The sequence below is a fragment of the Rhodopirellula sp. J20-39 genome (genome assembly GCF_057365095.1).
On sequence record NZ_CP195123.1, the window covers coordinates 4,128,737 to 4,149,117 of the forward strand.

General features: G+C 54.2%; 13 protein-coding genes. 4 read left to right on the forward strand and 9 right to left on the reverse strand.

Going from position 1 to position 20,381, the window contains the following annotated elements:
- Positions 1-3: 3 nt before the first annotated feature.
- From ACR3ZL_RS15025 to ACR3ZL_RS15040, 4 genes are all read right to left on the reverse strand, one after another.
- Entirely contained in the window at positions 4-2,424 is a 2,421-nt protein-coding gene (locus ACR3ZL_RS15025; RefSeq protein WP_473652307.1) for an FAD-dependent oxidoreductase, read from the reverse strand.
- Positions 2,425-2,540: 116 nt separating this feature from the next.
- A complete protein-coding gene (locus ACR3ZL_RS15030) occupies positions 2,541-2,966 on the reverse strand; it encodes a hypothetical protein (protein ID WP_473652306.1) in 426 nt (141 codons plus the stop codon).
- 288 nt (positions 2,967-3,254) lie between these two features.
- Positions 3,255-4,097 carry a transglutaminase-like domain-containing protein gene (locus ACR3ZL_RS15035; protein ID WP_473652305.1) on the reverse strand — a complete coding sequence of 281 codons (843 nt, stop codon included), beginning with the start codon at positions 4,095-4,097 and terminating at the stop codon, positions 3,255-3,257.
- A 185-nt stretch (positions 4,098-4,282) separates the two neighbouring features.
- Positions 4,283-7,960 carry a protein kinase domain-containing protein gene (locus tag ACR3ZL_RS15040; protein WP_486172737.1) on the reverse strand — a complete coding sequence of 1,226 codons (3,678 nt, stop codon included), beginning with the start codon at positions 7,958-7,960 and terminating at the stop codon, positions 4,283-4,285.
- 353 nt (positions 7,961-8,313) lie between these two features.
- Between ACR3ZL_RS15040 and ACR3ZL_RS15045 the strand changes: the two genes are divergently transcribed.
- Complete coding sequence (locus ACR3ZL_RS15045; protein WP_473652302.1) at positions 8,314-9,819, forward strand: DUF389 domain-containing protein; 1,506 nt, start codon at positions 8,314-8,316, stop codon at positions 9,817-9,819.
- A gap of 131 nt (positions 9,820-9,950) precedes the next feature.
- Here ACR3ZL_RS15045 and ACR3ZL_RS15050 read toward each other — a convergent pair whose 3' ends face one another.
- Positions 9,951-10,115 (reverse strand): hypothetical protein, encoded by a 165-nt coding sequence (locus ACR3ZL_RS15050; protein WP_473652301.1) that lies wholly within the window; start codon positions 10,113-10,115, stop codon positions 9,951-9,953.
- A 242-nt stretch (positions 10,116-10,357) separates the two neighbouring features.
- Positions 10,358-11,581: a DUF1559 family PulG-like putative transporter gene (locus ACR3ZL_RS15055; RefSeq protein ID WP_473652300.1), complete on the reverse strand. Its 1,224-nt coding sequence runs from the start codon at positions 11,579-11,581 to the stop codon at positions 10,358-10,360.
- Positions 11,582-12,007: 426 nt separating this feature from the next.
- Here ACR3ZL_RS15055 and ACR3ZL_RS15060 point away from each other — a divergent pair, with 426 nt between their 5' ends.
- The 3 genes from ACR3ZL_RS15060 to ACR3ZL_RS15070 all read left to right on the forward strand — a co-directional run bounded on the left by ACR3ZL_RS15060 (position 12,008) and on the right by ACR3ZL_RS15070 (position 17,211).
- A complete protein-coding gene (locus tag ACR3ZL_RS15060) occupies positions 12,008-12,559 on the forward strand; it encodes a sigma-70 family RNA polymerase sigma factor (RefSeq protein WP_473652299.1) in 552 nt (183 codons plus the stop codon).
- Positions 12,559-15,207 carry a LamG-like jellyroll fold domain-containing protein gene (locus ACR3ZL_RS15065; RefSeq protein WP_473652298.1) on the forward strand — a complete coding sequence of 883 codons (2,649 nt, stop codon included), beginning with the start codon at positions 12,559-12,561 and terminating at the stop codon, positions 15,205-15,207. The genes ACR3ZL_RS15060 and ACR3ZL_RS15065 overlap by 1 nt, the downstream gene beginning before the upstream one ends.
- Before the next feature lie 75 nt (positions 15,208-15,282).
- The gene (locus ACR3ZL_RS15070; RefSeq protein WP_473652297.1) at positions 15,283-17,211 is read left to right on the forward strand and encodes a glycoside hydrolase family 97 protein; all 1,929 of its coding nucleotides are present in this window, start codon (positions 15,283-15,285) and stop codon (positions 17,209-17,211) included.
- 64 nt (positions 17,212-17,275) lie between these two features.
- On the opposite strand, the gene ACR3ZL_RS15075 is transcribed toward ACR3ZL_RS15070, so the two are convergent.
- From ACR3ZL_RS15075 to ACR3ZL_RS15085, 3 genes are all read right to left on the reverse strand, one after another.
- Entirely contained in the window at positions 17,276-18,175 is a 900-nt protein-coding gene (locus tag ACR3ZL_RS15075) for a hypothetical protein (protein ID WP_473652296.1), read from the reverse strand.
- A gap of 124 nt (positions 18,176-18,299) precedes the next feature.
- Positions 18,300-18,665 carry a hypothetical protein gene (locus ACR3ZL_RS15080; RefSeq protein ID WP_473652295.1) on the reverse strand — a complete coding sequence of 122 codons (366 nt, stop codon included), beginning with the start codon at positions 18,663-18,665 and terminating at the stop codon, positions 18,300-18,302.
- Positions 18,662-20,353, reverse strand: a complete 1,692-nt coding sequence (locus ACR3ZL_RS15085; RefSeq protein WP_486172738.1) for a serine/threonine-protein kinase — start codon at positions 20,351-20,353, stop codon at positions 18,662-18,664. Before ACR3ZL_RS15085 ends, ACR3ZL_RS15080 begins: the two co-directional genes overlap by 4 nt.
- Positions 20,354-20,381 lie beyond the last annotated feature (28 nt).

A 20,381-nucleotide genomic window follows, 5' to 3' on the forward strand; every position in this document is an offset into this window, starting at 1 on the left:
GATTCACTGCAGTGGAAGTTTCAGTCCCATCACTTCACCAGCCAGAGCCATCCCGCTTAGAAATGCTCCCTCGACGCGAGGACCGCCACACCAATCACCACACGCTCCCATGCGTGTATCGGGATCAAATAGACAGCGGGCGGAAAGTGGCTTCGACGGCAATGCGTATCGCCAGAGGTGACCTTTGACATAGTCGTGCGGACGCGGTTGCACGCCAATCGCTTTCCAGAATTCCGACACCAACTGCTGTTCGATCTTTTCCGGGGAATCTTCTAGGTGTTGTTGAGACCACTCTGGGCTTCCGTGCAGAGTCCATGCCTGAAGGTCACGACCACGCCCCGGTTTACTGCCATTCAGAGATATCCAAGACAATGCGGATTGATCCACGAATGCAGCATCGAAGTCGACCGGTAGGCGTTCCTCAAGTGCGAGCATCACAGCCCAACACCCGGTCATCTCGGCGTTTGCCGCTTGCTGAGCTAGATGCGGCGAATCCGCTAACAACTCAGTCGCCTGGGGAGCAGGGGCAGATACTAAGACAACATCAAATTGTCCCAGTTTTGATCCGTCGTCAGCCTCAAGACACCATATGTCGCCGTTGCGTTTCGGAGGGCTCACCCGAATTTTCAGTTGAATGTTCAAGTCCGTGGCGAAGTGTTTCGCGATCGCGTTCATGCCGGGGAGGGCGACGAATCGATCCGTTCCGCCTTTTTCGTCGACGATCGAACCGTTCTCAAGTGCAACGATGCGACCTTTCCATGGCTCAACGAAACCGTCGTGTGTCCAAGATTGAACGTAGCGTCTGAAATGACGATCGCGGGCTGTGAAGTATTGAGCACCGTGATCAAAACGCAGCGTATCGCCCACACGCCGTGTCGACATTCGACCGCCCACGCCGCGACTTTTTTCGAAAACGGTAACCTTGAAACCGTGGTCTTGCAGTGTTCTTGCGCATGCTAGACCGGAAAGTCCGGCACCGATCACTGCGATTGACGGCATTGGATCAGTCAGTGGGCGAGTGACCATTTGACGATAGGCGTCGGGATCGAGGCGTTTAAGGTGTTGTTCCGTGGGGCGAGTCCGCACCGATCCGAAGACTGGTTGCTCAGGTTTGAACGGACGATCGAATTGGCCCAAACACCACAGAATGCCACCAAAGGAAGCGGGGTCTCGTCCATCCAATGCGTACCGATGGTTCAAATCGATCAATCGCTGGAGAGCGTCCTTCGCGTTGGGCGTCCAGTTCAAGATCGCTTTGCCCCACGTCATACGCACGTTGTTGTGGAGTTCCCCATGGATTAGCAAAGAACGCTGGGCCGAATCCCAAAGCGAGTCGCCAGTTTTCCCTCGTGCCATCCGCTCCCAAGATAACAACACAGGACGCGGATCGGACTCGTGTTCCGACAAGGTAGCGATCGCCCAATCTGGCAACGCTGAAGTCCGGTTGTGATCACTGCGATACTGGCAAAACGAGTAAGCAAGTTCTCTCCAAATTAGTAATTCATCCAGATACTTCGCTGCTCCCTTTGAATCGATCGCTGCGGCCTCGCGAGCAAGACGCATCGGTGAAACCATGCCGTAGTGCAAATAGGATGACATCCGGCTTGCACCGTCTTCCAAAGGATCATTGCGAAGCTGATCGTATTCTGAAAGCCGGTTCTCTTTGAACGCATTCCATCGTTGGTATCCCGCTTTAGATCCGCCGGTCGTGTCCTGGACCGGGCCAACTGAATGGTCGATTTCCCATTGGCGAATCAGGTCTGCAACTTCGACTTGTTGCAAATTTATTGGTTCAAACGGGAGATTGAATCCTGATGGAAAGTCGATTTCCACTGGAATGTGTTTGAGTGGCTCGGCATTGACTCGGTCCGCGAAGAGTTGTTTCGTCGCATCTCGAAACGCGAATGCCCGGTCGTAGCTTTCGCCGACTAACTGCATGGGAACAACGCACGCCGTGTCCACCGCCAACACGCTGCACTTCAATCCTCGGCAAAGAGCCTCGGTCCAGCGACGCAGCGGATCGACAGGCATGTCTTCGGTGACGACCGCTGCCGCTCGATTGGCAAGCGTTTTTAGATGCGGCCCACGATGCGATCGACGCTCCACATGCAGACAATAGCGAGTATTCAGCGCGACCAACTCTTCCTGCACATCACGTGCACCTTGTAGAATAAAGGTGTGATGTCGATCCGATGCGAACGGTCCCCGTTCCGAAAGACCTTGATAGACCAGCAGCGGTAACCCCAGGCGGTTCGCGGTCTCCGTCGCCACGTTCAACGCAGGATTGTCGTGCGCTCGCAGGGCTGTCCGCATCCAGTACAAAACGAACTCGCCTTCAGCAGGAACATCACCGCGATGAATCAATCGAGTACGCTCGGCTAGACGCTCGTCGAGTGAGGCTATGAGGTCATCAGGTTGAGGCATGCATCCACTCTTGAACGTGTCATCAATGTTCACGCCATTTAGGTTGGAGTGACCCACCAGTGTTGCACCGCGGCAAGTGCCACTGTTCTTAAGGAGATCGTACTGCTAATTCCAACTCAAGTTGGCAGCGTTTCGGTCGTCTCGTTCGTCAATACTTGAACACAATAAGTGGTCGCTGAATCATCTCGGACCAGTTCATGTGACACGATGACGCTGTCGGCCTTGCTTTGGAAAGCTTCCAGGACTGCTTCGAAACTGGCCGCACGCAGTGTTTGCTGTTCTGGCGACGAGGCATCGAGCACGATGAGCTTCAATGTGTCGTTTACCGCGTCGATTTGATTGACGAGATAGCCCTTCACCAACGGATACGGTGTCAGTGCAGACTGGCTGGCCGCTTGGAATTGATCGTATTCGGGTTTGTCGGAAAACCCGAAGATCACCTTGATTTCACCCTTCGACGTGGCGTCCAACAAATTTGGACTGGCCGGTTGAGAGCCATCCTTCAGAATGTATTTCGGTGTCTTGGCAAGTGCAGCTACCATGATCGCCTCCTTGGGCGAGGACGAGGCCTGGTGCGGTTTGTCTGTCAAAGAGAGTCTTTGACCAAAACAAACAGCGATTTGTGAACCTCGAGGACCGCTCACCGAGTTCGATGAGAAGTCGTCTTGTTACCAGAGAGGCGATTTCACGCAGGCCAACAGCGCAGCCTAACACGCTTGTACAGCGACGCAATCTCAAATGGTTGTTCGGTTCATCCGGAATTGCATCGTCGAACTCCAGCATCGAAAGTTTCTGACTAGCCCGGTTTCCGCGGCGAGGATCCATCGAACCTACGCTGAACTCACGCCCGTTTGGACATCGTCAGCATCCGAACCTTCTTCGTTCAAGTTTGCACGAGTAGCCCAAACGCCGACGCCCGTGCTTTCCGCCTCGCCGCGAATCGTGGCGAATGCAACATCAGCGGCGTCGCGTCCGGTACCAATCCGAACGAAACCACCGACGGGTGCCAATCGTGTGGCGTCGAACAGAAACCAGCGTTTATCTAGATAGGCTTCAAAGAAGCCATGAAAGTCAGGCGGTTGTAGATTAACGGCATATCCGGAAACATACCGAGCGGGGATCCCCATCGCACGACATAGGCTGATCGCGACGTGAGCATAATCCCGGCACACTCCAGTCCGTTGCAACAGCACATCACACGCGGTGGTTGTGGCGGTTGTGCTGCCGGGTGTGTAGGACAGTTGTTCGTAGGTCCAATTGCAAATCGCGGTCACACGCGAGTACCCTCGCAACAACTGACCGAATTCTTCAAACGCAAAGCGGTAGAGCTTGTCCGACTCGCAATAGCGACTGGGGTTAAGATACGAGAGCACGTCGGCAGGCAATTGCTCGTAGTTGGTTTCGCACACGTTTGTCGAATCGACAACATCCCCGTGCAGTTCCACCGTCGCTTGATAACTGATCATCAACTCACCCACCGGAGCATTGATGCGTACGATTCGATTTCCAAGCGGACCGACTTCGCATTCCTCGGCTGGTTGGAAGGGGCGAACCTCCAATTTTTCATCCGTCACGCTTTGGTGCGAATTGCGGCAAACCGAAAGGTTCAGGAGAAAGACGGCTGGTGACCGAACCTGATAGTTCAGCCGACAGCCCACATTGATGATTGCCATGGATGGGGCTCGTGGAGTAGAGAGCGTTTTCGCCTCTATCCTAGGCTACATCCCTCCACATACGGATGAAATTTTCCGCGGAAGTTGCGAACAATAGCATTGTTGATTGGGCGTGAAGCAGAGCAGCCTCGGAATGTGACCTATCGCTCTCGCAACTCATTGCACCACTAGCACACGTGCACGATTCACCGAACTTCGGCGACTACCTCGTTAGTCGATTGGGTAAGTGCATCGTCTTGGTGAACATGCATTACATGCATATCGCATTCGGTTTCGTGGCTGCTGCAATGAAACACGATCATGCCGCCATTGGGCATCACGGAAATCCGGTCGATTCTTCGGCGATCGGTCGATGGGATCATGGTTCCCACATAGCGTAGGGTGTCCGCATTCCAGATTCCAATCTCGCCGGTGTTGCTTCCGGTAAGGAGGGTTTTCCCATCAGCGGTTAAGGCCATCGACATGATATCGTGATGGCGGCCGTCCGCATGAGCTTCACTTCGCCACTGACGGCTAGAGTTCAACACTTCACCCAGGTCGTTCAACGAGTGGATCCTGCCACCCAGGCACCCCAGAAGAATTCGGTTTCGCGATGGGTCAAGACATGACGCTAACACGCAGTCTACGCCGCGACCTATTTCACGTTCCATGATGTCGCCAACGCGGTAACTGGCGATTGAGTCGCCACATAACAACAACGTGTCATCTTCGGTATACACAACGATGTTGGCACTGCGGTGTAGTGCGAGTTGTGAATCAGCTTTTATCGTAGGGATGCCATCGTTGCCGTTCAAATCAATGGCAAACTGATGGACGTGATATCGCTCATAACATATCGCCATGCGGCTTAACGTTGAATTGAAGTGCACATGACTCACCCTCTTTGCTGGCCCCGTCAAGTGCGGGACGCCGGGAATAACTAGCTTCCGTTTTGGGTCTGTTACATGCTGCAAGACAACCCGTCCATCATGATAGCCTGCGATTAGCCAGGGCTGATTCGGTAAAAGTTGTAGGAGCGTACCCATCTCATCCATGGATGGAATGATTTCTTCGATCGACAGGTCGCTAAGCCGTTGTCGGTCAACCCTCCCGAATCTGTGCATTCGGTAAAGGTATTTTGAATCGGGAGAAAATACGCTGTGTGTAGTACGCACTTCCTCCATGGACCGCCTTTTGGATTCTTCGCTTAGTCTGGTTGGTGAATCCTCGGTGTGAGAAAAGGCGTTTGCGGCTTGCCGTCCCTTAGCTAGATCCGCCACCGCTAACATGCCGCCGTCGCCTCCGCTAAAGACTTTGCCTTCCTCGTCAATGGCAAGGCACTGAACCACACCTTGATGACGTACATGATATTGCAATGGCGGTACTCGTCGCTGGCCAGCAATAACGCTATCGACAACCGATTCCGGTAACGCTGCGTCGATGCATGCTTTGAGATCCCAAATACCGACGCCTCCGCCGCTGGTGCCCAGAACCAGATGTTTTTCGTCGGGGCTTAGTGCCATGCGAATGATTGCCCCTCTTTCGCATTCAAAATAGGGTGTCTCGGCATGCTCTTCTCCCTCCTTGATCACGTACACGCGATCCAAATTGGGGAAACTCGCAAGCATCAGGTTTCCGGTCCGTAATGCAACGAGACTTTGGATGTTCCACCCGCCATTCTTCCAGCCAACTTGGCGTTCCTTTTTGGACTGCAAATCAACTCGAACGATGCTGTTATTCAGCGGATTAACTAGAAGGTCTCCACCTTCGACGAACTGCAAGTCTCGATTTCGCTGGTACGAATAAACAGACCACCGCTGATCATGATCGTCGAGGTCGATAATTTGAAGCGGTTCGTAACGCGGGCCGACCACAAGGCTTTGGCTGTCCTCGGAAAACGCGAGCGATTCCACCGTGGCATCGAATCCGCCAATGGTATGAGTCACCTTCAGATCGTTGGAATCGATTTTCGATAGATCGATCAGCTCGACAAAGTTAGTGGACTGCCAACTGAGGAAACTCGCTGCAATACTTTTTCCGACGGCGAGCCAACGACCGTCCGGTGATGCCGCCAAAGCGTGACACTCAACCTCTTCATTGAACCCGAACAGCTTCGTCGAAAGAATCAGGCCACGCTCGGAAAACGCGGCAGGGGAAGTATGCGGAATTGAGTGCAGTAGCGCACCGGTTTGGGAATCATGGATTCGCACGAACCCGTCGAGGGTGGCCGACGCAATGCGACGTCGACCGGGAATGATGGCAACTTCGTATATCGGCGATGTCGTGTTTGCCTCGCGTCCAAGTGGCAACAACCGCCAACCTCGGTGGGCTGTGGTCTTCAACAACCGCCAATCCAATCGATCTTTTACCCGTTCCGGACCGGCGTAATCCAAGATCTGGTCAGCGATCAAAAGTGCATTCGCTGAGTCGCCCGCTAGAGCAGTCGAAAACGCCTGGCGCATATCCGACTGCATCGCAATTTGCAGTGCCTCTTCGCCGCTTTTTTCCGCCTTGCTGCGTTGTCGCTGAACGTCCAACAACGCGTGTTGGGCGAGAGCTTCGGCTTCCTTGGCCAGTTTCTCGTTCTGTTGAGCCGTCGACGTTGCGATGGCTAATGACTCGCTCTGTTGTCGAAGACTTCGGTTGCTGGTAGCGAAAATGGCCGCTGCCAACATGGACATGACAATCAATCCGAGGATCAGGGTCGATTCCAACGGAGAACGACGAATCAAATTCCAAGCACGCTCGCTACGTGTGCGTGGCCGGGCTGTAACCGGTTGGTTGAGCGAGTACCGCTTTAGATCGTCGACCAGTTCCTGTGCCGTTGCGTAGCGATCGTTAGGAAGTCGTTTCAGACACTTCAAACAGATCGCTTCCAGATCACGATCGATCTCCGGTCGCTTATCTCGCAACGCCACCGGCTCGGTCGTTGCCATGATCTCGAGCAGCTTGGAAGTCTTCGAAGCCCGAAAAGGAATCGCACCGACCAGCATTTGGTGCATCACGACACCGATCGAATAGATGTCGCCCAGTTCCATTTTGACACCCTCTTCACCGACGATCTCGTTGCCACCGATCAGTTGTTCCGGAGCGATGTAGCAGAGCGTACCGACGAGTCGGTTTCCTTCGCGAGACCGGACTTGATCCAGCAGATCATGGACCAGCCCGAAATCAGTCAACCTGGGTATATAGGGCACCGAGTCCACGGCCGATGCGTCGGGGACTAAAAGGATGTTGCTGGGCTTAATATCACGGTGGACGAAACCACGGCGGTGCGCGTGGGCTACCGCTTGAGCGAGACAACTGGCGAGCTCTGCCGCCCACTCGATTTCCAGCCCTTTGGGGTTGGCTTCCAAAAGCTGTGTCAGCGTCGAACCGGGACAGAACTCCGAGACCAGATAGATCCGATCGCCCTCATCGAGGACTTCATGCAGCGGCACCAAGTACGGGTGGCTCATCTTGGCTGACGCGCGAGCTTCTCTTAACCGAGCCGCGCCATCGTCGCCTGGTTTGCGGCGTGGGCTGATTACTTTCAACGCAACATCGCGGTCGAGCACCGGATCGTAAGCTCGATAGACGACGCCGTATCCGCCGCGTCCCAGTTCCTCGTGGACTGAAAAACGTCCCACGTGAGGCGGCAGTACGTCGTTCAACGCCAACGAATTGTCGCTGCCGAAGGATGTCGTACTGCGCTCGCAAGAAACGTCGTCGAAAAGAGTCGCCAGCCGCTCGTAGCGGGAATCTTCCGCTGCCGACGCTAGATCGTCTGCTAGTTCGAACCGCGTATCCCACTCCTGATCCCAATCCACTTGGCTATCGCCATCACCATCTTGGCTATCGCCGTCAGGATCGTCAGAAAGATTGGTCGTTAACCCGTCGCTCACCCGGTACCGCCGTGCTGTTCAAAGGTTCGCAAATGCAGTGAATCCACCCATAGCAAACGAATTTCATGGCCGATATCCTCGCAGGAGGGGCGATTTATGTCCATCTGATTTATGAAACCACTTGCGCGAATCGGCAGTATCTAAGCATTACGGCGTCATTATGGAGCCGATTTGGTTTAATCCCGCTAATTCAATCAGCTCGCTATCCTTGAAATCGCCGATCACGTCTGCGAACCGACAGATAACTCCTCTGCTCGACCACGGGATGATAGAATTCCCTAGCAATGTCCCGAGGGCACGACCCTTCGGCCTTTCGAGTCGCCGGTTCCTATCGTTCCATCGTAGGCGTTTCCTTGAGCATTACACTTCTTGTCGGTTCCCAGAATCAGCTTTCTGATGGACTGCCGTGGTTGAAGAGGTTTTCGAAGTCGACAGGTTTTCGGGTCGATGCCCTCGTTCTTGGCCTGGACCACAAAACGCTCCTTCGTCATACGCAAAAAACGCTCGAAGAGGTTTGGCCGCTCACTCGTGTCGAATTGGTTGCGGCGGAAGCGGAAGAAGTGGTCACCAAAATCGACAAGTCCAATTGCCGCTTGCTGGTAATGGTGGACGATGCTGCAGACGATCGTCTGGAGGCGGAGATCTTCGAATTGTGCGGAGTGAAGTCGGTCTGGCTTAACGCTAAGCATCCACCGCCGCGATCCGGTGAGCATCTCTTTTCGTTGGATGATCAATCGCATCCCACCGCGACCAAAATATCCAAGCGGTTGCTGGGCATCTTGCCTACCCTGCAGCTCGATCATCAATGGGACTTTGGTGTTGATAATCGCCGCGATCCCAAGTCGCCGGCGAACGGGAATGAATCGGAGAGTCCTTCGCCCCGCGATCAAGCACTCGCTCGCGAACGGCAGCGGTGTGACGAAGGCGACCTCATTTGGATTCCGTTCGGCCCTATCCCGTCAAAGGACGCTCACTACGAAGTGGCACGTGCTCTTTTGAGTGATTCGACTAATGCGTCGGTTGCGCTGGTCAGTCGCAAAGAATCATGGGATCGATCGCTTTCCACGCGGGTCCGGTACTGGGCCAGTCATGTCGCCGAACCGATGGATCGCGAAACGAGGCTTGAGCTTGCCAGAACGTTGACGGAAGGCTCGCAACCCAATCTTGAGTTCTTGGGGTTGATCTCCGCATCGGCCATGTTGGCTGCGTTCGGCTTACTACAAAACTCGGCGGCGGTGATCATCGGTGCCATGCTCATTGCGCCATTGATGACGCCAATCATGGGTGCAGGGTTGTCCTTAGCACACGGAAATCGGCCGCTCTTCAAGACGTCCATTTTGACCATTGCACTGGGGTTTCTCGGCGCGTTCGTTTCAAGCTTTTTGTTTGGATGTCTGGTACGCCTGGTTCAGTCCACACCGGAATCCAGCGAGATGTGGGTAACGCCTGAAATGTGGGGACGTTGCAATCCGTCGCCCATCGATTTTTGCGTCGGATTGGTAGGCGGGATGGCTGCGTCGTACGCTCGTACTCGAGCACACCTTTCCTCCGCATTGGCTGGCGCTGCGATCGCCGCGGCATTGGTGCCCCCGATTGCAACGGCGGGTTTAGAGGCCGCGTTCGGCGTTTGGCAGACCACCGAAAAGGGATGGCCCGTGTTTGGGCCACTGCTCTTGGTTAGCGTCAACGTGCTGACCATCATGATCGGCACATCGTTTGTCCTGTACGCTCGCGGTCTGCGGGTCGAAGCCGGCAGTAAATGGGCCACACGCATGACCGTTTCGCTGGTCACGCTCGTCTTGCTGGTGCTCGTTTGGATGATGCACCTGGAACGATGGTTGTTTCAGCTAGCCGGCTAAGCATTCGCAGAAAGCTTGAACCCGGAAGACACACAGTCAGAATTGGGCGTTCCCCGGGGGCAAGACGCGACACATACTTGTCCGCGTGACTTTCGTTATCGCTCCGTTGAGCTTCGCCCAGCGTGGTGGGCTTAGTAGTCTCGGTTGCCGGAGGCTTCGACGAGTTCCGGGTGTTCTTCAAGATAATTTTTGACTTCGCTACCCTCGATCGTTTGTGGCTTCTTTTCGCATCCAGCGATCGAAACAGCACAAAGTAAGACGAGAACGAGAGGAATGGTTTGATAGCGATTGAGCATTGGGGTTTAGCTTTCTATTGGCAAAGGGGAGGCCGCTTGGTGTAATAGTCAAGCGGCTAGTAGAAATATTGGAGATTGGGGCGGGAACCGGTAGGGCTTACGCCCTACCGCTATTTGGTTGGTTTTGAATCCAAGCGGAACGGCGTTAGCCGTCCGGTTCCACTTATCCCTCAATCGTGATGTCGATCCGCCCGACACCACGGTTTGCGACGCAAACCGAATAGGGGAGGGGCGACTTGGGTTTAGAACTCCGAGTCGATGACTTCTTTGGAAGCTCGCGTTCCGAGGCTGCCCCAAAGTCCAAATGGGCTTTGCGATCCAGGGGCGAGTCCGTCACCACGATTGGTAACCAACTTGCTACCGGAGTTACCCGCTTCGATCGAATCGGTCACGAATTTGATTGCACCATCGCCCATTAGGACGTGGCATCCGCCTTGGTGTCGACTTCCGGGAGGGCAGATTCCGGTACCGAAGTTGTCACTGGCCATACACTGTCCTCGGTTAGGAGGCAGGATGGTGTTCATTCCGCTGTATGCGATGCAGCCAACTGCCCAGCGGTAACCACGCTTTCGTTCGGCGTTCGTGTCGAACGTGCCGGTTTGCCAGAACAGTGGACGTTCCGCGTCGACGTACAGCCGTTCACATAGGTTGGCTCGGTCTGCTGGCGAGAAGTACCGTCCGTCACGATTGTTGCCAATCTTTGTGTTGAACGAGGTGCGTTTATCGCCATCGCCCAGATCGGTGATCAATTCACCAGCAGCGATTGTGTTGGAAAGTCCATCAAGAACATCACGAAACCGGGTTTGCTGACGCGGAATGAACATACCTCGCTGCGACGCTCGAGCGTTTTGGCGTTCTCCGGTGCTGACATCGTTCCCATAGTCATCGATTGCACCAAGATCTCCGTGGTGAGCACTGTCGCCGCCACACCATGCGTAGTTGGTACGTCCTTGCGAAGGAAGCCCGACTCCGGGATCGCTTGGGCAACGAAGCGATGGAAGGTCGGTTAACCACGGTGGATATTCATCGGTGCCGTGGTTGGTCAGGTCCATGATGGGAGACGGTCCCATGCTGGGGACGATTCCGTTGGCCGTTTGGTAGGGATTGGAAACCTGTTCCCAAATAGCTTGTTGCTCAAAGAATGGTGTCAACGGGACGAGCCAATTCAGCAGAAGCCGGTTGTTGGCTGTCGCGCCTCGATAGTATTCGGGGCTGTTTCGAGTATTCGTCGGCAGAAGAACCGACTGGGTACCACCGAGCGTCATCGGCAGTTGGTTGTAGGCAGAGTGATAGTTGTGCATCGCCAAGCCAATTTGCTTGAAGTTGTTGCTGCAACTCATTCGGCGAGCCGCTTCGCGTGCAGCCTGAACAGCGGGCAGCAATAGCCCAACGAGCACCCCGATAATCGCAATTACGACAAGCAGCTCAACCAGGGTGAAACCCCGTGTTCTAAAATTTCGATTCATAGCATCTTCGCCAAAAACAGTGTGGATGATGGAGTTTTGATGTCGGTTCGTTGACATCCCAGTGCACGCCAAAATGCTCTCCAGACCGTTGATCAGCCGGTTTGGGGGATCGAACCACTTCGCCGAAAAATTTCGGTGCAATGACTGCGAAAAGTGGTGCTAGAGCAGTGGGCACGTAAGGAAATGCATTACTCGGCCGCGTTCTTAGCAAGAATTAATGCGGTAAAAACAACTTTTTCCAGATGTTCGGCGCGACTGGTGGAAACCACTCATTATTTGGCCGCTTCAGCCGTCAGATCGCTAGCAACCCCCCGGTCTCGACGAAGTGAAGATAAAATTCTTTGTCCTGCTAAGGTTTTGGCAGGTAATTGCATAACACTGTGCAGATGTTTCTCGAAATCCCGGCGGATCGAACCAGGCACCTTCATGACGGACCCGACAACTAAGCGAGCGCCAACCCACAACGAGGAGGTAGCCGCGCTGTTCCTGAAGCACTCTTCGCGAATTCGCGGAATCATTCTCAGCATGCAGCCGGATTTCGCCAGGGCGGAAGATGTGCTGCAAGAAACCTTCCTGACCGTTTCCGCCAAATCTGAACAGTTTGAATTCGGTACTGACTTCCTTTCTTGGGTCTATCAAATCGCTCGCTATAAAGTGCTGGAGGATCGTAGACGATCTGGCAAAACCACTGTGCAACTTTCCGTTGCCTCAATCGAATCCTTGCTCGCTGCAGAGTCCAGCATCTTGGATGATCACGAAGAGGAGCGAATTCACGCATTGAAGGGATGCCTAACGAAACTATCCCCAAGAGCACGACAGGCGATTGAACTGCGTTACGCCCGCGAACATCCGGCCGCGGAGATCGCAACGGTTTTGGGTTGGACGGTCGACTCGGTGTACGTCGCTCTATCGCGAGCCCGTTCGCTGTTGGCGAAATGCATTGACGAAGAGTTGCAGTCAAACGGAGTTGCACTCTGATGGACTATCAACGCCTAGAGAAATTGCTTGATTTGTACTTTGATCAAGGTCTAACGGAGTCTACCAACCTGGAGCTCGATCAGATGATCCAGTCCTCGGAAGAAGCGAGGGTGGAATTCTGGAAGAGAGCTCGATTGCATGGGTTGTTACGCACCGAAGAACAGGAGCGTCTGGGTAGCCACCCACTGCACCTTCGTGACGACACGATCAAAAACCTAGAAATCTCGAATCAGCCGCCGTCGATCCAGACAACTCGCTGGCTGTCTATCGGTGCGGCAATCGCGGCTTGCTTGATGTTGTTCTTTGGCATCCAAGCCGTGCTGAATCGCGTTGAAACAGCAACCGGCAAAAACGTTAAGACTGCGTCGAGTGGGTCAAAATCCTATTCAGGTCCGGACACACTACAAACCCATTCGGACATCGCGATTCATGACGGCTCTGATGACTTGCCTCGTGGTCCCTGGGTTGCGTTCCTGCGAAATTCAATCGATGCCCAATGGGAAAACAGCACTGAAACGCGTCGTGTCGGTGACTCGCTTGCCGCGGGGCGTCTGTCACTGAAGAGTGGTTTGATTGAGTTTCAAACCAACCGAGGCGCGGTCGTTGTTGTGGAGGGACCTGCTGATTTGGATTTGATTGACGACATGGAAATCCGTTGTCGTCAGGGCCAACTAACCGTCAACGTTCCTCCCCCTGCACAGGGCTTTCTCGTTCGAACGGAGTCGGTCGATGTGGTCGATCTGGGGACTGCATTTTCGATGCAGGTTGACGTCAATGACGACGCGAGAATCCATGTGATTGAAGGCGAAGTCGATTTGGTGTCGCCGTCGGAAGACGGACCATCGGGGAATGTGTCCGACAATGCCAAACGGCGCCTTGTGAAAGGGGACTCCGTCGAGGTGGAAAGCCCAGGCAACTACCGCGACATTGAGATCTCAGACCGGCTTACTAATTCAAAATTGCGAACGCAATCGATCGCAAGCAGCTTCGATGAAGTCAATCGTCGATTGTGGAATCATCGGCGGACAGGAATCTCGAAGGACCCGAGTTGTTTGGTCTACTACGACTTCGTTCATGAGTCAGAACCGCAAGCGAACGAACTGATTCTGCCTAACCGAGCGAAAACGGCTGCCGAGAACTCTCACGGAACCATCATCGGTTGTGATTGGACCAACGGCCGATGGAAGGGTAAACAAGCTTTAGATTTCAAAAGTTTGTTCGACCGAATTCTGTTATCTGTGGAAGGACGGCACGAAAAACTGACCTGCATCGTCAAAATTCGAGTCGATGCACTCAAAGGCGGTACGACACCGATTCTGATGTCTCGCAGTATGTTGCCGTGTGGATTGCAATGGTCGATCGAAACCGACCCCGGAAATTCAAGCTTGGCTAGGCTTGTTTGGCGTCGAAACGGCGATTCGAGTGCGTTGTTGCCACTTGAGTTTTCCACGCCACCGATCCTGCGTGGCGAGCAAATGGGAACTTGGATGCAGCTGGCGTTTATTTGGAACTCCAGCAAGGGGCAGTTGCAACAGTTTGTTGACGGGAAGATCGTTGATACGCAGTTGGATAGGACCGCTATCGAATCATCGACCGGCGAGTTGGACTTGAGCGATTTGCAAATCGGTAATGGCAGCCCGACCGTCATGGAAGCCGACACGCGTGCAAGCAATTTGTGCGGTCGAATCGACGAATTCTTAATTTTCGATCGCGAATTGGCCCCTCACGAAGTCCAGGCGTTTCACAACCTCGGTCGCTCATATTGGACCAACAATGGACGTGAAGGTGATTGGGAAGATCCAAACAATTGGTCGGGCGGAATCACACCTAACCCGGGCAATGATCTGTACATCAATCGTTCTGAAGATGAGCGAGCACGATACAAGGCTTATGCCAACGCCAACTACGGTGCCATCCACGTCGGCAACTTTTCCGGTCAAATTGGTGACCTGACCGTTGAGGGAGGCGTTCTGAATGTCGATCGTAACCCCACTTTCATGTCCCGGGTCGGGGCATCGGGGGGGCGAGGCAAACTAGTTCAGCGTGATGGTGAAGTAAGAATCAATACCTTGCAGGTCGGGTTGGATTACGGATCGGATGGTCATTACCTGCTGCAAGGCGGAAGCCTTTTGCTCACCCGGGCACCCCTGGAAAAGCGATTCAGCCTTAGCGTCGGCGAGAATCTCGGTGAAGGTGTCTTCGCTATCTCCGCAGGAACATTGACAACTCGCCAGGGCGTCGTTCTTGGACGAAGCGAAGGACGCGGGGTGTTTCAAGTCATTGGTTCCAAAGCGGACGCGATCGCGATTGGATCGTTTGAAAGCAATGACGGTGAATGGTATCAAAACTCGGGTTCGACACTGGATATTCGAATCGACCAACTTGGAGTCACGCCGATTCAAATCAACAAAGCCGACGGTGATGGTGGTGGAGACGCCAACGTCACGTTCTGTTCCGGTTCACTGTTGAACGTCGCATTCCTAGATGAATCACTGACCGGATCATGGGACGTGATGTCGTGGGAGGGAAACCTCAACGACGAGGGACTCCAGTTCGCACCCAATGTAGACACGGACGTCTGGTCCTTTGAATTTGTGGACACAAACGGGACCGGCACCATGGATACGCTTCGCGTTAACGCGAAGTGATTTCGCGAACACCAACTCACACGCGATGTCGCCTGACAACGCATTCAATTTCAATTACCAAGAACAACGATCTACATGTTGCGACAGCAAAGACAAATCGGGCTTACTCTTCTTTCCTTGGCGTGTGGATTACTGATTCAGCACGGTTGGGCAAACGCGTCCGACGCGAGTGCGCCGCCACTGACCGCGGTTTCACCCGGCGGTGTGGCAAGCGTGGAATTTTCAATCACCGAACAAGGTGAACCGCAGTATTCCGTTTCCTACCGAGGCAAACGGGTCACCGCCCCGTCTGCTTTAGGACTGACGTTCCAAGACGGCGTTCAGCTTGACCGAGGACTTCAACTTTCCGGCTCATCGAGCGACTCGCGACGAAGTAGCTGGAAACCTTTGGTAGGCGAACGCAGCACGATCAAGGACGAATACAATTCCTTGACCGTTCACTTGAAAAGGTCTTCGTCGACATCAAAGCAAGACATCTCAGCGCCACATCATCTTGATATTGAGTTTCGTGCCTATGATTCTGGGATCGCGTTTTGCTACATCATTCCTGAACAAGAGGGCGTGGATTCGTTCGAAATCGCTGACGAGAGCACGCGGTTTCGCTTCACCGCTGACCACATGTGCTGGAGTTCGCAAAAGGTGGAACACAAGTACGATCACATCAAGCTTTCCGAGCTTGAAGGCACTCGCGGACGGCCGATGGTGGTGGAAGTCGAAGACGGACCACAACTGGCGATCGGCGAAGCTCGAATGGTCGACTTTGCTCGAATGGAGCTTGCTAGAGATCCAGAACATGAGCTCACGATTCGTCCGGTCTTAGGGAGCTCGGTCGTTGCGAAGGCACCATTCAAGACACCGTGGCGTTATCTGATGATGGCGGATTCCGCGGGTTCGCTGATCGAGAAAAATGATCTCGTACTGAACTTAAACGACCCTTGCGAGATTGAAGATCCTTCTTGGATCCGTCCGGGAAAAGTGTTTCGTTCGACACTTTCAACACGCGGTTCCAAAGCCGCGATCGATGTCGCTGTCAAATTGAACATGCAACACATTTTGCTGGATGCGGGTTGGTATGGATCCGAATTCTCAGGAGAGTCCGACGCGACGACCGTGACAGTTGACCCGAAGCGATACGACGGTCCCTTGGACTTGAAGGAGGTCGTTGCCTACGGTCGCGAGCGAAACGTGGGAGTGATTCTGTACGTCAACCGTCGCCATCTCGAAACACAACTCGATACGCTGCTGCCCTTGTTCAAGGAATGGGGAATTGCCGGAATCAAGTTTGGTTTTGTACGCGTTGGCGATCAAAAATGGACCCAGTGGGTTCATGAATCCGTGAAGAAGTGTGCGGACCACGAAATCATGGTCAACATCCATGACCACTATCTGCCGACCGGATGGAGCCGCACGTACCCCAACCTGTTGACGCAAGAAGGAATTGGCGGCAATGAGCAAATGCCGACCGCGAAGCACAACGTGACCCTTCCGTTCATCCGTTTTCTCTGCGGCCCCGGTGACTACACGGTTTGCTACTACAACGGTCGAATTCAAACGACGCGTGCTCATCAATTGGCCGCTTCGATCGTTTACTTCAGCCCGCTGCAGCATCTGTTTTGGTACGACAAGCCCGAAATGTATCGAGGCGAACCCGAACTCGAGGTCTTCAAAGAACTGGCGACGACGTGGGATGACACCAAAGTCATCAATGGCGAGATGGGCAGCTACGTTACCATCGCTCGCCGAGCTGACGCTGGAACACCGAATGATCGATGGCTCGTCGGCAGCATGAACGCGGGAGAACGTCGGCAATTGGAAATCCCACTCAACTTCCTGGATCCGGGAGTCACCTATGATGCATTGATCTGTTCCGATCAAGCTCCTGACGGCAGTGCGAAAACGAAAGTGGAGGTTGTGCGAAAAGAGGTGACTTCAGAATCCGTTTTGACGGCCGACATGGCGTCCAACGGTGGCCAAGCGATCGTGCTAGCACCTCGAAAGCGTTGAGAGTGCGTTCGCACGCATCACGAGTTATCTCGCCTGAGTTCGATTGAAGGTAACAACCGAGAGGTCACTCAATAGCGGTGGCCTTCTCGGGTTGGGTGAAGGATCTTTCAAGTCGATAACCTAGTCCGCGAAGGGATAAACAGACTGCCAACATGATCGCGCCCATCGCTTCGTGGCTTAGAATCATGGCTATGTAGATCTCGACAAATTCGCTTCCGAGGGGGCCGAGTATTAGAGACAGCAATCCGATTTCGATTGTGGCAAGTACGAAACAGTAGACAGCCCAGATTGCGATCTTGGATAGGATCTTCTCGCTTTGTTCACCAAGTCCAATCCAGATACAAGGCAGCTTCACGAGCAAACTGGCGACACCATACAACGAGAGTGCGAACAGCAACTCAGGCTCGTCGAGATCACTCGATCGCACGGCGCGAAAGAAGCTAACGTCTTCGCCCAGGAACATCGCTCGGCCAATCCCCATCGAAATCGCCAGCAGCAACGTTCCTATCATGACATCACGGATGGCGTATCGAGAGTTTCGGCTTGATTCCAGTTCGTGCTGCGACTCTTGATAGATTTGCCACCGGAAACACACCGCGGCAATTTTCAAAGGCACGAAGCTTGTTAGGAAACCAAGGATCCAAACTAAGCCAGCACCTAACATGGCATCCGCATCGGTTTCCCCTTTTTCGATGGTGATGCCCCAAGCGATACCACACCAGGAAACGACCAACAGTAACAATGACCAGGGAAGTCGGACCCAAAAGGTGCCCCGAACCAGCGTGCCCCAAACACAAATGACGGTCAATTGCGCGGTCAGGATTCCCATTGTCAGCAATCCAGGGATTGCCGAATCAAAACAACTGGGGGTTGCCACGTCCACAATGAAGAACAACACGCAGCATACGGCGATCAATAAGCCTAGCAGTGTCCGGTGGGTTGAGGCCTTGATCAGCATTTCCATGGTCCAGTGCCTGTGTTGAGCGTGGCCTGTGATGAGCGGGCGAGAAACTAGCGACCAGTCGACCGACGGCCAATCACCCACCGGCGATCCAGCCGCTTTTCTATATCTCGCTGGTTGAGCTAATTCAAAAACCCGGTGTCTGCTCGATCGTCGAACGTACCCACCAGAGCAACGCAGCGGCGATCGCAATCGTGTAGACGACCAACACGACGGACCAAAGCCAACGTTCCCATCTTGCAAACCGAGGATTGCGATATAGGACCGGAAGGCCAAAAGCCGTTGTGACAAAGAACAGCACTGACAACGTGGCCAGTTTCCCTAGATCGCCGGGCGCGATGTCTTCCGAATTGGCCTGTCGCAGATACGCGGGCATGACGTTTCCCGGTGCAATTACTAATGACTCAAGCGACGCGTCGGTGTTGGGCGATTCCCCTTGCGATGTCATTGACGAAGGTCCGTTGCCGTGCGGAATAGGTGCTGGCTCGTTCACGGTAGACGCTCCACCGATTTGCCGGCGGAGGTTTCAGCAAGGCGATCCTGGGCGACCGCCACGAACGGTTCCACGGCAGCGTTGCCGTCATAAAGTTCCACAATCGAGTACCAAATTTTCTTCGCCCCAATCGTGCTGCCTTGAGCGAACAATCGATCGGCCTCATCTAGTTTTGTGGTCAAAATCCGGGCTGCTTCGCTCTGTTGCGGTGAAGCTGAGATCTCCGCAATCTTGCTGCGGGCCAGATTCACCAGCGGTCTGTACTCCTCGACTTCCTTTTCGCTTAAGCCTTGCTCGCCACCTTCGCCAAGCAACGTCACCAAGCTTTGATACTTATCGACAGCGGTGGAATCGTCGCCGAATTTCTCGAACCGCATCGCTTCAGCGCAAAGACGCTCGGCCTCGTTCTTAAGCGGAAGATTGCGGTTCAGCTTGACCGTAAGAGCGTGCTCTGCTTCGAGCATGCGTACGCGGTCGATTTGTTCAGCGGCCCACGTCGCGTGCTTACCATCGGGGAATTGCCCCAAGAGCGGTTGCAGGTAACTGATCCGAGCTTGTGACATGGACGATCGTGTCCCCTCGTCGAGCAACGCTTGGGCTCGCTCACGCATCTTGTCTTCGTTTGCTGGCCAAGCCACCCAAACCAGCATCGCCAGGATCAATCCCAGGACAGGCAACAGAATTGTCGCTTTATCGTGCCAAGGCGTGGCGTCCATCGAACTGCGTCGTGTCGTCGGTTCGGGCTTGTCGCGTCCCAACAATGTGCGAGCTTCATCGCGAGTCGATTGATCGCTCTTGACCAACGGTGTGAATCCAGCCGAGGCGTGTTCCGCAACGCCGCCGCGCGACATCGAACGGCGACGAACCTCGATCAATTGCAACTTGACCGCTTCGGCTGAGACCGGTCGCTGGTTCGGATCGCGTGCCAGTAGCTGCATGACCATTGTGTCTACCCAGACCGGTGTTTCCATCGCGGTCGAAGCGACTTTCATGGGCGTTTGGAATTGCAGGTTCGCGGTGACCTCTTGAACCGTCTTGCCGCTAATTGGTGGCGATCCGGTCAAGGCTTCGTAAAGCAAGGCCCCGAATTGATAGAGATCGCTGCGACGAGTCACGGCATCATTAAGCCCTGGGGCTTCGGGTGGTCGCCGCTGAAGTTCGATCGGTGTGGGCGGTCGCTGGATGTGGTAGGGGCCGGATCGGAACGGAGCGGTTCCGTCTTCGCCACGCACATCGATCAAGACCGGGCTCAGTCCCGCGATGATGACTTTGTCTGGCGAGATTCGACCGTGCACCATGTTGTTAGCGTGCAAATATGCAATCGCGTCAATGATCGGTTCGGCCCAGTCTAAAACGGTCTCCCATGGCAAACGGCCACGTCGCTCGATTTCTTGAGCGATGGTGGGCCCCTCGATCAACTCATGCGCCAGGTACGCTTCCGCGTTCTCGAACCCGCCGCCGTAGCATTTGACGATCGCGGGATGATCAAGTTGTTTGAGTCGATCCCATTCAGCCGCAAACGCAGTTCGCGATTCGATGGTTCCAGCGAACGCCACATGAAAGACGCGGACGGCGACGGACTTGCGTAGCTTCACATGGACCGCTCGCCAAACCCGCGCATCCTTGCTCGTCGGGTTCGCCCCTAATGGCGATTCGAGTGCAAGCGGACCGAGTTTACTGAGTGCCATGAACAGAGCTGATAAGGATCGAAGAGCC

Bases quoted from the DNA above. Each gene is read 5' to 3' on its own strand.
- ACR3ZL_RS15060 (WP_473652299.1), top strand. From the start codon at position 12,008: ATGACGGACCCGACAACTAAGCGAGCGCCAACCCACAACGAGGAGGTA.
- ACR3ZL_RS15050 (WP_473652301.1), bottom strand. From the start codon at position 10,115: ATGCTCAATCGCTATCAAACCATTCCTCTCGTTCTCGTCTTACTTTGT.
- ACR3ZL_RS15025 (WP_473652307.1), bottom strand. From the start codon at position 2,424: ATGCCTCAACCTGATGACCTCATAGCCTCACTCGACGAGCGTCTAGCC.
- ACR3ZL_RS15085 (WP_486172738.1), bottom strand. From the start codon at position 20,353: ATGGCACTCAGTAAACTCGGTCCGCTTGCACTCGAATCGCCATTAGGG.
- ACR3ZL_RS15070 (WP_473652297.1), top strand. From the start codon at position 15,283: ATGTTGCGACAGCAAAGACAAATCGGGCTTACTCTTCTTTCCTTGGCG.
- ACR3ZL_RS15030 (WP_473652306.1), bottom strand. From the start codon at position 2,966: ATGGTAGCTGCACTTGCCAAGACACCGAAATACATTCTGAAGGATGGC.
- ACR3ZL_RS15055 (WP_473652300.1), bottom strand. From the start codon at position 11,581: ATGAATCGAAATTTTAGAACACGGGGTTTCACCCTGGTTGAGCTGCTT.
- ACR3ZL_RS15065 (WP_473652298.1), top strand. From the start codon at position 12,559: ATGGACTATCAACGCCTAGAGAAATTGCTTGATTTGTACTTTGATCAA.
- ACR3ZL_RS15035 (WP_473652305.1), bottom strand. From the start codon at position 4,097: ATGGCAATCATCAATGTGGGCTGTCGGCTGAACTATCAGGTTCGGTCA.
- ACR3ZL_RS15075 (WP_473652296.1), bottom strand. From the start codon at position 18,175: ATGGAAATGCTGATCAAGGCCTCAACCCACCGGACACTGCTAGGCTTA.